The 14,056-nt window shown below is 43.3% G+C and carries 13 protein-coding genes and 1 riboswitch; of the genes, 1 reads left to right on the top strand and 12 read right to left on the bottom strand.

What is annotated here, in order from left to right:
* Positions 1-121 precede the first annotated feature (121 nt).
* A riboswitch (FMN riboswitch) is annotated at positions 122-257 on the bottom strand.
* Positions 258-479: 222 nt separating this feature from the next.
* Positions 480-2,057, top strand: a complete 1,578-nt coding sequence (gene serA, locus AXI57_RS10985) for a phosphoglycerate dehydrogenase (protein ID WP_004429705.1) — start codon at positions 480-482, stop codon at positions 2,055-2,057.
* A gap of 49 nt (positions 2,058-2,106) precedes the next feature.
* Here the strand turns inward: serA and aroD are convergent, their stop codons facing one another.
* The 12 genes from aroD to AXI57_RS10925 all read right to left on the bottom strand — a co-directional run bounded on the left by aroD (position 2,107) and on the right by AXI57_RS10925 (position 13,942).
* The gene (gene aroD, locus AXI57_RS10980; RefSeq protein ID WP_061670075.1) at positions 2,107-2,862 is read right to left on the bottom strand and encodes a type I 3-dehydroquinate dehydratase; all 756 of its coding nucleotides are present in this window, start codon (positions 2,860-2,862) and stop codon (positions 2,107-2,109) included.
* Between the two features lie 138 nt (positions 2,863-3,000).
* Positions 3,001-4,101, bottom strand: coding sequence for a hypothetical protein (locus AXI57_RS10975; protein WP_061670074.1), 1,101 nt, complete (start codon positions 4,099-4,101; stop codon positions 3,001-3,003).
* Positions 4,037-4,621, bottom strand: a complete 585-nt coding sequence (gene sigX / locus AXI57_RS10970; RefSeq protein ID WP_004429700.1) for an RNA polymerase sigma factor SigX — start codon at positions 4,619-4,621, stop codon at positions 4,037-4,039. The genes AXI57_RS10975 and sigX overlap by 65 nt, the downstream gene beginning before the upstream one ends.
* A gap of 183 nt (positions 4,622-4,804) precedes the next feature.
* On the bottom strand, positions 4,805-6,592 hold the full coding sequence (locus AXI57_RS10965; protein ID WP_061670073.1) for an ATP-binding protein: 1,788 nt from the start codon (positions 6,590-6,592) through the stop codon (positions 4,805-4,807).
* The gene (resD, locus tag AXI57_RS10960; protein ID WP_061670072.1) at positions 6,589-7,311 is read right to left on the bottom strand and encodes a DNA-binding response regulator ResD; all 723 of its coding nucleotides are present in this window, start codon (positions 7,309-7,311) and stop codon (positions 6,589-6,591) included. The genes AXI57_RS10965 and resD overlap by 4 nt, the downstream gene beginning before the upstream one ends.
* Positions 7,312-7,393: 82 nt before the next feature.
* Positions 7,394-8,569, bottom strand: coding sequence for a c-type cytochrome biogenesis protein CcsB (gene ccsB, locus AXI57_RS10955; RefSeq protein WP_061670071.1), 1,176 nt, complete (start codon positions 8,567-8,569; stop codon positions 7,394-7,396).
* A gap of 21 nt (positions 8,570-8,590) precedes the next feature.
* Positions 8,591-10,219 carry a cytochrome c biogenesis protein ResB gene (gene resB / locus AXI57_RS10950; RefSeq protein WP_061670070.1) on the bottom strand — a complete coding sequence of 543 codons (1,629 nt, stop codon included), beginning with the start codon at positions 10,217-10,219 and terminating at the stop codon, positions 8,591-8,593.
* Positions 10,216-10,755, bottom strand: coding sequence for a thiol-disulfide oxidoreductase ResA (resA, locus tag AXI57_RS10945; protein WP_010789090.1), 540 nt, complete (start codon positions 10,753-10,755; stop codon positions 10,216-10,218). The genes resB and resA overlap by 4 nt, the downstream gene beginning before the upstream one ends.
* 89 nt (positions 10,756-10,844) lie before the next feature.
* On the bottom strand, positions 10,845-11,579 hold the full coding sequence (gene rluB, locus AXI57_RS10940; RefSeq protein WP_004429689.1) for a 23S rRNA pseudouridine(2605) synthase RluB: 735 nt from the start codon (positions 11,577-11,579) through the stop codon (positions 10,845-10,847).
* A gap of 92 nt (positions 11,580-11,671) precedes the next feature.
* The gene (gene spmB, locus AXI57_RS10935; protein ID WP_061670069.1) at positions 11,672-12,208 is read right to left on the bottom strand and encodes a spore maturation protein SpmB; all 537 of its coding nucleotides are present in this window, start codon (positions 12,206-12,208) and stop codon (positions 11,672-11,674) included.
* 4 nt (positions 12,209-12,212) lie between these two features.
* A complete protein-coding gene (gene spmA, locus AXI57_RS10930) occupies positions 12,213-12,803 on the bottom strand; it encodes a spore maturation protein SpmA (protein ID WP_061670068.1) in 591 nt (196 codons plus the stop codon).
* Positions 12,791-13,942 carry a D-alanyl-D-alanine carboxypeptidase family protein gene (locus AXI57_RS10925; RefSeq protein ID WP_061670067.1) on the bottom strand — a complete coding sequence of 384 codons (1,152 nt, stop codon included), beginning with the start codon at positions 13,940-13,942 and terminating at the stop codon, positions 12,791-12,793. Before AXI57_RS10925 ends, spmA begins: the two co-directional genes overlap by 13 nt.
* Between the last annotated feature and the right edge of the window lie 114 nt (positions 13,943-14,056).

Raw genomic sequence — 14,056 nt, 5'->3', positions numbered from 1 at the left:
CGAAAAGTGGAAAGGTTCGTTCTGTCCAGCCCAATAAAAAAACCGCTTTATGATAAGCGGGGTTTAGATTTGGACTCGGCAAAGAAACGTTTGAAAATCTTATTTCAAAACGCTGCTGAACCTCCATCTTCTCCCATCCAGACTATACTGTCGGCTTCGGAATCACACCGAATCCTGCTGTAAAAACAGCTCGCGGGCTTAGAGCACTTAGACTCATCACCGCCGGTAGGGAATTACACCCTGCCCCGAAGATTGATCATATGAATTTATTCACATTATAAATGATATAAATCGTAATGTATAGATAAGAGCTCAAAATCTTTATTTTTAAATAAATATTTATGCTCTTCAGTGTGATAAACAGCGCATTTATAAGCTTTACTTTCGTCCTTTACTGCGGCAATACACGTTGACACTCTATTGGGAATATGATAAATTATCAGATATTTATGTTAGTAAATTTAGGAGGAAATCTTACGATGTTTCGAGTATTGGTCTCAGACAAAATGAGCAACGATGGCTTACAGCCGCTAATTGAATCAGACTTTATTGAAATTGTTCAGAAAAACGTGACAGAAGCAGAAGATGAATTACATACTTTTGATGCTCTTTTGGTGCGCAGCGCGACAAAAGTAACGGAAGACCTTTTCAAAAAAATGACTTCCTTAAAAATTGTCGGCAGAGCCGGCGTCGGTGTCGACAACATTGACATTGATGAGGCCACAAAGCATGGGGTGATCGTCATTAATGCTCCGAACGGAAATACCATTTCCACGGCAGAGCATACATTTGCGATGATCTCTTCTTTAATGAGACACATTCCTCAGGCCAATATTTCTGTAAAATCCAGAGAGTGGAACCGCACAGCTTATGTCGGTTCTGAGCTTTACGGAAAAACACTTGGAATCGTAGGATTGGGCCGAATCGGAAGCGAAATTGCACAGCGTGCGAGAGCCTTCGGTATGACCGTGCATGTTTTTGATCCCTTCCTAACAGAAGACAGAGCAAAGAAAATCGGTGTAAACAGCCGTACATTTGAGGAAGTTCTCGAAAGCGCGGATATTATCACAGTTCATACGCCTTTAACGAAAGAAACAAAGGGCTTACTGAACAAAGAAACCATTGCGAAAACGAAAAAGGGTGTCCGCCTGATTAACTGTGCAAGAGGCGGCATTATTGATGAAGCTGCGCTTTTAGAAGCTTTGGAAAACGGCCATGTCGCAGGTGCGGCACTTGATGTATTCGAGGTTGAACCGCCTGTTGAATCAAAGCTTCCTGATCATCCTTTAGTAATTGCCACTCCTCACTTAGGTGCATCAACAAAAGAAGCCCAGCTGAATGTTGCAGCTCAGGTATCTGAAGAGGTATTGCAGTTTGCAAAAGGCCTTCCTGTTATGTCAGCGATCAACCTGCCGGCGATGACAAAGGATGAGTTCAAAAAAATTCAGCCTTACCACCAAATCGCAGATAAAATCGGAAGCCTCGTTTCACAATGTATGAAGGAACCTGTAAAAGATGTGGCGATTCAATACGAAGGAACCATTTCGAAACTTGAAACATCGTTTATCACTAAAAGTTTGCTGTCAGGCTTTTTAAAACCGCGCGTTGATTCAACCGTCAACGAGGTAAATGCCGGCGGAGTTGCTAAGGAACGCGGAATCAGCTTCAGCGAGAAAATTTCATCTAATGAGTCTGGTTACGATAACTGCATCAGCGTTAAAGTTACGGGAGACCGCAGCACGTTTACGGTAACAGCTACGTATATCCCTCATTTCGGAGAGCGTATTGTTGAATTAAACGGATTTAATATTGACTTCTACCCAACCGGACATCTGGTTTACATCCAGCATCAAGATACAACCGGTGTTATCGGCCGCGTTGGACGTATTCTCGGCGACAATGATATCAATATCGCCACAATGCAGGTTGGCCGTAAAGAAAAAGGCGGAGAAGCTATTATGATGCTCTCCTTTGACAGACATTTAGAAGAAAAGGTTGTTAATGAACTATCAGACGTTGCTGACATTGTTTCTGTCAAACTGATTGATCTTCCTTAATCAATACACAAAAAACTCAAGCCATTGAAGGCTTGAGTTTTTTTGATCATTACGCGTTTTTATGTAAAATGTCTAAAACACTTCTCAATTCTTGGACTGGGATCTGTCCTGGTGCAGACGCTTCTTCTCCTGCGCCAAATGTGCAGGCTGAACCAAAAACTTCTCCTGCAAGACGGCTGACAAGTCCTGTTGCCGCCATTGACATTGTAATGATTGGACGATCTGCATATTTTGTTTTCATAGTGAGCGTGGCATCGAGCAGAGTCAATACATCTTCAGCGCTATTCGGCATTACCGCGATTTTAGGGATATGAGCTCCGTACTCTTGCATTTGGCGCAAACGTGAAATGATTTCTTCTTTTGCTGGTGTTTTGCGAAAATCATGATTAGACATCACGACATACACACCATTTTCTTCCGCACACGCAACTAGTGCTTTTGCTTGTCCTGAAAACAGTTCAACGTCCGCCAGATCAATTTTTTTTGTACGAATAGCCATTTCCAGCAGTTGCGCATAGTAACGATCTTCAACTTGTAAGCTGCCGCCCTCTTTATGACTTCGGAATGTAAAAAGAAAAAGGGTGTCTGCCAACGTCTTTCTAAGCTTTGAAATCATGTCTTTTACCGCTTCTAAATCTTCAGCCTTTTGGTACACATCCACTCGCCATTCCACAATGTCCGGCTTTAAGGCTTTTATAGCTTCTGATTCTTGAAGAATTTGTTTTTCTGTCGTCCCCATTAAAGGAATAATAATCTTAGGAATCCCTTCCCCTATTGAAACATTTTTGATTGTTAATGTATTCATAGACTTTCAGCCCTTTCTTCAATCGTCTTATTATTATATAACACTTACAAGGCGAAAGCGGCAGTCCCTTTTCAAAAACCGGCGGCTGTCCGCATAAAAAAGAACTCTTCCCTTACTGCCCGAAAAGAGTTCTTTGTCTTAATTTATATGAATCGGATTTGGAGCAGACGGAACCGATACGGGTTCTGTTACATCATACTTCCCAACCTGATGTGTTTTCGTATTTTTAAAGGTCACTTTGGTATAACCAAAATCTTTCGCTGTCAAAAGCAATCCTTCAAGCATTAAAATACTGCTTATCGAATTCTCAACAACCGACTTTTCTGAGAAATATATCAATAAGGAATCGTTTTTTTCTGTTACAGATTTGACCGTTCCGCTTTTAATAATAGGTCTTGTATCTGAATTGCTGCTGTTTTCCATTCCTTTTATTGCGTCACTTATATTATGATAGGTTTTTTCAGAAGGGACGAGGAAATAATGCCCTTCTTCATCCTGATAGGCATAGTAACCCCTTTGGGTCTGTTTGTGAACCGGAAGTTCCGTTAAAGTGCCGTAGGATCCTATGTCTGCACCTGAATCGCCTTGGTCTGTCGTGAATTTGATGCGGTCATAGGGGCTCCATTTCATTGTTTCGTTCAGCATTTTTTCCAATAACTTTGCCTCTTTAGAAGAATCGACCGTGATTTGTTGATTGACCTGTATCAACAGCTCCTTCTGATTTTCCGTGACTTTCACGTCATCAATAAATGATGGGACAGATATGCCGGTATCAAATAAATCTGAGTGGTCGTAGGCAAACAGCATGTCCTGAATGTTTTCGCCTGAGTTTGTTTTTTCGATGCTTACGGGTATGATCGTGGACGTTTTTGCATTGGCAAATGCTACGGTTATGTACTTGTTTTGATCTTTGTCAGAAACGACAAACGTTTTTTGAATGCGGGCTGCTTCTGATTTTTGGCTGTCTGCCAGCTTCATTTCAGCGGCAGCACTGTCATCAGCCGTTTCTTTGTTCTCAAACTGTGATTTGGGAAATAAATGAGGAGAAATAATGAAAGCAATATATACAACAATCGCTGTTGCAACTGCGGGACCAATCCAGCTTACAGGCAGTTTTTTCTTATGCTTTGCCTTCAGAAGACACGCGTAAATGTCGTTTGCCGAGCGTTGGTCTTTAACTATGGGAAGTTGATTTAACAACTCCTTTATCCGTTCTTCGTTCCAATCTGACTTCATCATCCATTAGCTCCTCCCTCAAAAGCTCCATATGTTTCCGAAGTACTTTGAGCGCCCTGTGCTGGGTCGTTTTCACTTTACTTTCCGAGAAGCGCAGAGCTTTGGCTGTTTCCTGAATAGAATATCCTTGAATAAATCTTAAGATAATAACAGCTCTTTGATCTATGGTGCATTGATCCAGCGCGGCATAGATTTCCCGGACATTTTCATGCTGAACGGCGAGTTCATCCGGAAGCAAATGCTGATCTCTGACATCCTGTGTATCCCAATCAAATGTCCCCATAATCCGCTGTCTGATCGTCTGCTGCTTTCGGAACCAATCAATTGCGACATGGCGGGCTATTGACAGCAGCCATGTTTTTTTACTGCTTCTTCCTTCAAATGTATGATATGAATTCAGCACACGGATATAAACCTCTTGAAGAAGGTCCTCTGCTTGGCTTTTGTCTTTTACCATATAAAATAAGAATTGGTACAAATCTTGATGATATGTATCATACAATATCTGAAAGGTTTCTTCCATGGGAAACCCCTCCGTTCACTTTTTTGTCGTAAGAATAGGTAGAAAAGTTACATTACAACTATATTACGAGAAACTGGAATTTGGAAGGGAATTTATATTAACTTATTCTTAAATTTTGTAAGCGTAAAAGGAAAAAAACACCCGCATAAACAGCGGGTGTTTCGTATGGAACAAGATTCTTCGTCAAATTTGGACTTCATCCAACGGTTTTGTCGGAATGTAAAACGTAAATGTCGTTCCTTTATCAATACGGCTGTGCACTGTGATGGAGCCATTGTGTGCTTCTACGATATTTTTCACAATCGCAAGTCCGAGCCCTGTGCCCGCTCGGCCCCTTGTACGTGCTTTATCCGCTTTGTAGAAACGCTCGAAGATAAACGGCAAATCTTCTTCCGGTATTCCTGAACCAGAGTCCTTCACGTCAATTTTCAATCCGTCTTTGACAGATTGGACCGCAATATGGACGGTTCCGCCCGATTGAGTATGACGCAGCGCATTATCAATTAAATTTGTAAATACCTGCTCCATTTTGTCCTCATCGAATGCAAACTCTGTTTCATTAAGTGAAATGTCGTCCGTTAAAGAGATGTTTTTCTCTTTTGCAACTCCGGAAAATTTTCTGAAGATCTTTTCTAAAAACTCATCGAGATTTACTTTTACGTAATGTAAGGCGGTATGGCCGGATTCCATTCTCGCTAAATCCAACAAATCATTGACAAGACGGCCCATTCGTAATGACTCATCATAAATGATCTGCGCAATTTCTTTTCGGTCGTCCTCTGAGCTTGCGATATCGTCAACGATGGCTTCACTATAGCCTTGAAGCATAGAGATCGGCGTTCTGAGCTCATGGCTCACATTGGCGATAAAATCTTCCCGCAATTTATCAAGCCGGCGCTCTTCCGTCATGTCCCGCAGCACGGCAACGGCGCCCCGCACATGAGACTGCGCGTAAAGCGGCGACATTAAAAGCACCCACGACCGCCCTTGCAGCGTCATTTCGATCATTTGTTCTTTTTCTGTATTGACCGTGTTTTGGAACAGTTCTTTTGCCTCCGGCGGAAGGTGATCGTCTGCCTGTACATTCATGTTCTGCTCATAATACCACGCTTGCAGAAAACGCTCCGCCGGCGGGTTTGTGACCAGAATTGTTCCGTCTATATTAATTGTAATGACCCCGTCGGCCATACTGCTCAATATGTTGGAAAGCTGTTCTTTTTCCTGATTCAGCGCGTTAATATGGAAGTTGAGCTGTCTCCCCATTTGATTAAAGGCAGTCGCAAGTTCACCGATTTCGTCATGCGTCAGAATCGGAATCTTTGTGTCAAACTTTCCTTTCGCCAGATCCTGAGCACCTTCCCTCATTTTTCGAAGCGGATAGGTTACCCGGCTTGACAGAAAGAAGGCGAAAAATGTTGTCAGCACGATCGCAATGCCTGCAGCCAGAAAAATATAGCGTGTTGTGTGTTTTGTCGTATCCTTCACGGCTAAAAGAGACTGCGATAAAAATACCATCCCTTTTTTTCCGTCTTTTTCATAAGGGACTCCGACGACGAGCCGCTCATTATTCGTATTGGTGTCGTTGACTCCGGTGCGTTTACTCACTTTTTGGTAATTCGACAGCGCCTTGCCTAACTCTGGGTCACGCTTAATTTGTTCCAGCGTAATCGAGGATAATTGATTTTTGTCATTAGGCGAATACCAGTGTTTCTTCTCATCCTGCACAATCGCAATGCTTGTTAAGTTATCTGCCAGCTCCCATGTGATGGATCTAGCCAGTGCTTGATCCTCATGGTTTTCTAAAATAACCGCTACTTTGTTGGCGAGCTGGGTTAAGTCATTTTCCGCTTCTTCTACGTGATAATTTTCGATAAATTCCAGCAGCAGGACCGTTAAGATAAATAAAACGATCAGAACAAGCGAAAGGATTGTGAACCATAGCTTGCCTACTACGCTTTTCCAAAATTTCATTCAGCGCCTACCTCAAATTTATAACCGACGCCCCAAACTGTAACGATTTTCTTTGCCGCGCCCGGTGATACTTTGTTCAGCTTTTCCCGCAGCCGTTTGACATGTGTATCGACCGTTCTGAGGTCTCCGAAAAATTCGTACTGCCATACTTCTTTCAGAAGCTTTTCCCTGTCATAGACTTTGTCCGGCGTTTTCGCCAAGAAGTAAAGAAGCTCATACTCTTTTGGGGTTAAGCTCACTTCAGTTCCATCGGCGGTCACGCGGTGGGCGTCATTATCAATGGACAGATGCGAGAACACGAGCACATCCTTCGTTGTCGTATTGGCATTGAAGTAAGATGTTTGTGATGCTCTGCGCAGCAGCGCTTTTACACGCAGCACGACTTCCCTCGGGCTGAAAGGCTTGACGATATAGTCATCTGTTCCCGCTTCAAAGCCCTGCACGCGGTTCGCTTCTTCTCCTTTTGCCGTCAGCATAATGATCGGTGTAGCCTTTTTTTCCCGAATTTGGCGGCAGACTTCGATTCCGTCTGTGCCTGGCATCATTAAATCGAGTAAGATCAGATCATAATCGGTTTCAAGCCCCTTGACGATTGCTTCGTCTCCATTTTCCGCTTCCTCAATTTCATATTCTTCCCGTTCAAGATACATTTTTAAAAGGCGGCGAATTCTGGCTTCGTCATCTACTACTAATATTTTTGTTTCTTTAGATTGATCCATCGTTTTCCCCCTGCTTTCCTTCTGTTACTTTCATTTTATCAAAACCTGTGAAAGATTGAGAACTGAATAGGTTTTTAGGAACTTATGCGTAGGAGTGCAGTCCGGCAAGCACAAGATTCACGAAAATTAAGTTGAACATAATGATGGCAAATCCAATGACAGCAAGCCATGCTGATTTCTCGCCATGCCATCCTCTTGAAAGCCTTAAATGCAAATAAGCGGCGTAGAACAAAAACGTAATCAGCGCCCATACTTCCTTCGGGTCCCAGCCCCAAAATCTTGTCCAAGCGAGCTGAGCCCAAATCATCGCAAAGATCAGCGCCCCAAGTGTAAATATGGGAAATCCGATGGAAACAGCTCTGTAGCCGACTTCATCCACCAGATCAAGATTCGCACTTTTCACCAGAGGCTGTAAAAACGCACTGATCCTTTTTCTGATGATCAGACGCAACGCGCCATATAGGAGAAGCCCGGCGCCAAATGACCAGATGACTGTATTCACTTTTCTGCCTGAAAAGATTGCCGGAAGTTCTATGAATGGCTCCAATTTGCCGTTTGTCACCAGCTCGCCTTGATGCGGTCCGACAAGCGCAGGCATTTCATACACCATTACGCTTTTTTCCTTGTTTTTATCAACCCAATTAAATTCCGCTTTGTAATCTGCGAAGCGGAATGCTGACGTGACAGCAATAAACGCGATGGTTGTCACCAGTATAAACATGATCATTTCCAGCCAAAAGGTTTTTTTGCCCGGCTTTGTCTGATCCACATCTTTCAGCAGAAAAATAACGCCCGCCACAAAGCTGATCGCAAGTATAGCCTGCCCAAGCGCAGCGGTTGTGACATGAATATACAGCCAATTACTCTGCAATGAAGGAATTAATGGCGAAATATCCGTCGGAAACATGCTCGCATATGCAATGAGAAGCAAAGCGATCGGCAGCGTAAACAGCCCTAATGAAGGCAGCTTATAAATAAAATAAATAATGATAAAGGCAAGAACCAGCATCATGCCAAAGGCTGTGGTGAATTCAAACAGATTGCTGACAGGCGCGTGACCGCTCGCAGCCCACCTTGTGATGAAATATCCGAGATGGCAAACAAACCCGATACAAGAAAGGGCAATTCCGATCGCCGCCCAACGGTTTTTACCGTCCTTCCTGCCTCTTTTCCCGCGAATAGCCCCGCCGAAAAACGCGACGGCTATTAAATATACAAGAAAGGCCGCATAAAGAAAATTTCCGCTCAGCTCCGCCATTACAACACTCCCTTTTTATAACTATACCTGCGATTTCATTAATTCTTTTTGATCTGCCGGCTCAGCCAGCCCTGTATCAGTCAGGACATATTTCAAATCCTGCTTAAGTCCGTACCAGTTTTTGTTGGTATGCCCGGCTATAAGCACCTTACCATCCTGCGTGTGCAGCCAGATTCTCCGATGCTGCCAGTACATACCCTGAATAACACCGATCATAAAAATAGCTCCGCCTAAAGCAAGCACCCAAAGCGTCAAATCTTTTCTGACGGTAAGACCAGAGATGTTTTTCGTTTCGACATGATCAAATTTCATTTTATATTTGTTGCTGTCTGATCCTTCTATCGTCTCCTGGATCGCCACGAAGCTTTTTTCACCTTTTGGCTTGTCTGGTGTAATCATATTAAAGACAAATGCAGGATTGTTAGGGATTTTTGTTTTGGTGCTCGGCTCTCCGTCTTTATTAAAATAAAAATCCGGCAGGTAGCTTGCCACTTCAACCTTGTAACCGTTACCAAGATCATAGTCCGCATCTGGATCCAGAAGATTAATCTTAATACTTCCAAAGGATTTTTCGGTTTTTTTATCAATCAGCTGAAACACCATCTGATCGAGCTGATTCTCTTTATAGTCTACTTGATAAACCGAATAGGAATCAAAACGCAGAGGTTCATTGACAATGATGTTGTCCTCTTTTATTTTCTTTAGCTTCGGTTTTTCTCCGTAAACAATCTTGCCTTCGCGTTTGAAAAGCTCTGCCTTTGTCTGAAAGCTTTTGGCGACTTTTCCGTTTCCGACCCGGTCAATAGCGTCCGCAAAGACTTTTTTTTCATTTTTGCTATTGTAGGTTTCCACACTGAATTGATTGTTTTTTAAATAATATTTGCCGCCAGTTCCCGGGATCGTCGCTGTCTCGCCTTCACGAATCCACAGAGTTTCGTCAACGTACATTCCGGGGACAAATCTCAGCATCGCGCCGATGAGAAAGATAATCAGACCGATATGGTTGACATATGGACCCCATCTGGAAAAACGGCCTTTTTCAGCTAAAAGGCTTCCCTCTTTTTCTCTTATTCTATAACGCTTCTTTTTTAAATGAGTGATGATTTTTTCCTTTGTTTGTCCTGTCAGCTCTGTCTCTGACTGGCTGAACAGCCGCTGCCTTCTCAAAAAGACAGGATTCCGTTTGACACCTTGGTTCTTCAACGCCCTGTAAAGCGGGATAACCCGATCAAGACTGCAAATCACAAGAGAGATGCCGATGGAAGCGATCAGAAGCAAATACCACCAAGACCCGTAAAGGTGATGAAGGCCTAACAGATAATAGATATGGCCGAATGTGCCGTATTGATCTTTATAATATGTATCAGCTTGTGCCCCTGGAGGCAAGTAGGCTTCCTGCGGAAAAATGGTGCCGAATGCAGAGGCAGCCAGTGTAATGATGATAAGCCATATCCCTACCTTGACCGAAGAAAAGAAGTTCCAAATTTTATCGATGATGGTTTTGTTATAGGTTTGGGAGCGCCTGGCACTGCCGTCATACCTCATATCAGCAAGCGCCGGCTGTTTTTCTTGAAGCGTTCTGCCGCACGATTCACATAAGACGGTTCCGATCGGGTTGATATGTCCGCACTCGCATTTTACCCGCTTCATCCTGAAGACTCCCCGGGCTTAATCAGATTCATATAATCATGAATCATGCTTTCTGTCATTGTGCCGGTCACCACCTTGACAATTTTCCCCTCCGGATTAATTAAAAATGTTGTTGGGATCGGACTCACGCCATACGCATTAAGCACTTGTCTGTCACTATCCAGCACAACTGGAAAATTGACTCCGTAGGAATTCATAAAATTATGTACTGCTAATCTTGACTCGCCTACATTCACTGCAATAATTTCGACTCCTTGGTCTTTAAAGTGTTTGTATTGGTTCGCCATATAGGGAAACTCTTTTTTGCACGGTTCACACCATGTTCCCCAGAAATTCAAAAAAACGCCTTTGCCTTTCAACCCATTCAGTTCAATACGGTTCCCTTCCGCATCTTTCAGCACAAAATTCGGTGCTTGGGACCCTTCAGATATACTTTCTTTGTCTGCAAATACGGCATTGTAAATCGTATATCCCAGCGCACAGATTAATATGAGAAGGATGCCGGTCCGAATGAATAAACGCCTTTTTTTCTTCATTGCACAGCCCCCTTCCCCTATTGCATACCATTTCATTATACCATTGCCAATTCTATTCACATTTGTTTTTTTTGAAGGTTATGTGAAAATTAGAAAGCGTTTTTACCGTGTTCAGCCAATGCCCTGAGTCTTTTTACCTCATGCGGCGTCAGTTCTCTCGCATCTCCGGTATGAAGTCCGCGCAGGTCTAAAAATGCGTATTCTTCCCTCTTCAGCTTCAGCACCTCATGGCCGATTGCTTCAAACATGCGGCGAACTTGTCTGTTTCTGCCTTCATGAATGGTCAGCTGAATAATGCTTGTCTGTTTTCTCTTATCTAAAGAGAGCAGCTTCGCTTTGGCGGGCGCTGTTTTGCCTTCTTCCAGCTGTACGCCCCGTTCGAGTTTTCTGACCAGCTCTTTTGACGGAATTCCCTTTACCTTCGCCACGTATGTTTTATCAATTTGATATTTAGGATGCATAAGCTTGTTGGCAAAATCGCCGTCATTCGTTAAAAGCAATAATCCGCTTGTATCATAGTCAAGGCGTCCGATCGGATAAATGCGCTGCGGAATTTCTTTAAAAAAGTCAGTTACCACTTTTCGCCCTTTATCATCGTCAGCAGCCGAAATGACGCCTCTCGGCTTGTAGAGCAGAAAATATACGGGCTCTTCGCGTTCTATCTTCATCCCATTTACTTCAATTTGATCAGAACCGGTCACCTTTACACCCAGCTCTGTTATAATTTTGCCGTTCACCTTTACTTTTCCTTCTTTAATCAGCTCTTCTGCCTTTCTGCGTGACGCAACTCCGGCGTGAGCAATAACTTTTTGCAGTCTTTCCATGTCTTTCACCTCAAGTATTATCTTACTTTTTTCAACCTGAACAAACAAGCTTTTTCAGGAGCTTACTGTTTCGAAACAAAAAAGCGCCATTTTCAGGCGCTTCCAAATAATAACGTAACGATGATGATGGATGCAACTACTCCGATCAAATCAGCGAGAAGTCCTACCTTTAAAGCATCACCCATTTTTTTAATTCCAACCGCCCCAAAATAGACAGTTAAAACGTAAAGTGTCGTATCGGTCGAGCCTTGCATAACCGACGCGAGCCTGCCGATAAAGGAATCCGGTCCGTAAACGGCAATTAAATCTGTTGTCATACCAAGCGCCGCCGTTCCTGAAATCGGGCGGATCAGAGCGAGCGGCACTATCTCAGCGGGCATGCCAAGCGCGGAGAAGACGGGTTTTAAAAGTCCCATAAAAAAATCGAGCGCGCCTGAAGCCCGAAAAACAGTAATAGCGACAAGCATCCCGACTAAATACGGAATAATGGAGAACGCAATCTCTATTCCTTCTTTTCCGCCTTCTACGAAAGATTCATATGTCGGAACGTTCTTGAAGGTTCCGTAAAGAAGTATTCCGGCAATAATAATCGGAATCATTGCCAAAGACAGCCAATTGATGATTTCCATCCGCTCATCTCCCCTTCTTTTTCCGGCGATAATAAAAATAACGGTCGATCAGGATGGCGCCGATGCCTGAGATAAGAGTCGCCAAAATAGTGGGGCCGACAATATCAGTCGGCGCCTTTGAAGAATAAGCCATTCGGACTGCAATCACTGTTGTCGGAATGAGAGTAATACTCGATGTATTAACGGCCAGAAACGTGATCATTGAGCGGCTTGCTTCAGAACGGTTGCCATTCAGCTTTTTCATTTGTTCCATCGCTTTTATGCCAAGCGGTGTCGCCGCATTGCCCAGACCGAAAAAGTTGGCCATGAGATTTGATAAGATGTAGCCCATTGCGGGATGATCCGGCGGAATATCTGGAAACAGCTTTGATATAAACGGCCTGCACATACGGCTGAAGATATCAAGCAGCCCGGACTGTTCAGCTATCTTCATCAAGCCGAGCCAGAAGACAAGGACGCTCATGAGTCCGAGTGAGATCGTAACGGCCTCTTTTGCCCCTTTAAAAACAGCTTCATTCACCTCTTGAAGGGTCCCGTTGCACATTGCGAACACAAGCCCGATCACAGTTAAGCCGACCCAAATTAAATTGACCATTCTGACCCGCCAGCCGCATTCGAGAAAATTGCTTTGAAGGTTTCAAAGAAGCGTTTTTTCGGTTTTTTATTCCGTTCATTTTCATAATAGATCGGCAATTTCACTATGGTTTCGTCATTAATGGTGACCGTCATTTGTCCGACAACATCAGGAATGGCTGAGCGATCCTTTTTCCATGCTTTTTTCGGCTTGAGCAGGGTTGTATTAATTTTCACTTCGTCTTTTTCAGCTTCATTGAGTAAATAAGTAACATCTCGTTTTATAAAAGCGCGGCTGCCATAAAAGGTTTCTTTGAGCTTTGGAATGTCTCCTTTTTTTGCGACAATGTAGGTTTTATAATGATTAAATACATACTCAAACATATTCATATGATCATCCCAATCGTTAGGGTCATTAATGGTGACTGCAATTAAGTCTGTGCCATCTTTTGATGCGGTCGAGACCAGCGTCCGCTTCGCAAGCTTCGTATAGCCTGTTTTACCGCCTGTGCTGTATTGGTAAAGTCCTGTCAGAAGCTTGTTTTTATTCTTCCATACGCTTTCCATCGTTTCCGCTTTATACACTTTAGTACCTGAAATGGTTTGATAGTCTTTCAGCTTCATGGCGTATTTGGTTAAAATCGCCATATCATAGGCTGTTGAGTAATGATTCTCATGGTCATCGAGTCCGTGAGGGTTTTGAAAACGTGTATTTTCCATGCCGATCTGCTCAGCTTTTTGGTTCATCATATACACAAATCCGCCTAGGCTTCCTCCGACATGTTCGGCAATGGCCGCAGCCGCATCATTGCCTGAACGCAGCATCAGCCCATATACAAGATCTTTCAGCTTTACCTTTTGTCCTTCTTTTAAAAAGATGGCTGAACCTTCCGTTCTGACCGCGTTTGCCGACACTGTCACAGTCTCTTCCATTTTTCCTGATTCTATGGCGAGAACGGCCGTCATGATCTTTGTTATGCTCGCAATTCGCCGTTTTTCGTGCTCGTCTTTAGCAAATAACACTCTGCCTGACGCACCGTCAATGACAATAGCGCTTTTTGCGCTGACATTTATTGCTGCATATGCTTTATGCTCTTTAATAAAGGTGAGTAGAAAAGCAGTGACCAGAATGATTACGGCAGCTTTTTTCAGAAAGCGCATGTTTGCTCACGTCCTTGTTGTGGTTTGTACAAGTTTATGCGCATGTCCAGCAGTTATGAATACCAATTGTTTGTCAGGCCCTTTTCAACAATAAAAAACTCTCCTTTTAAGGGA

Origin of the sequence: Bacillus atrophaeus, from assembly GCF_001584335.1 — a bacterium.
GTDB lineage: Bacteria > Bacillota > Bacilli > Bacillales > Bacillaceae > Bacillus > Bacillus atrophaeus.
The sequence above is the reverse complement of the archived record's forward strand: the minus strand, read 5'-3'. Positions and strand labels throughout refer to the sequence as shown.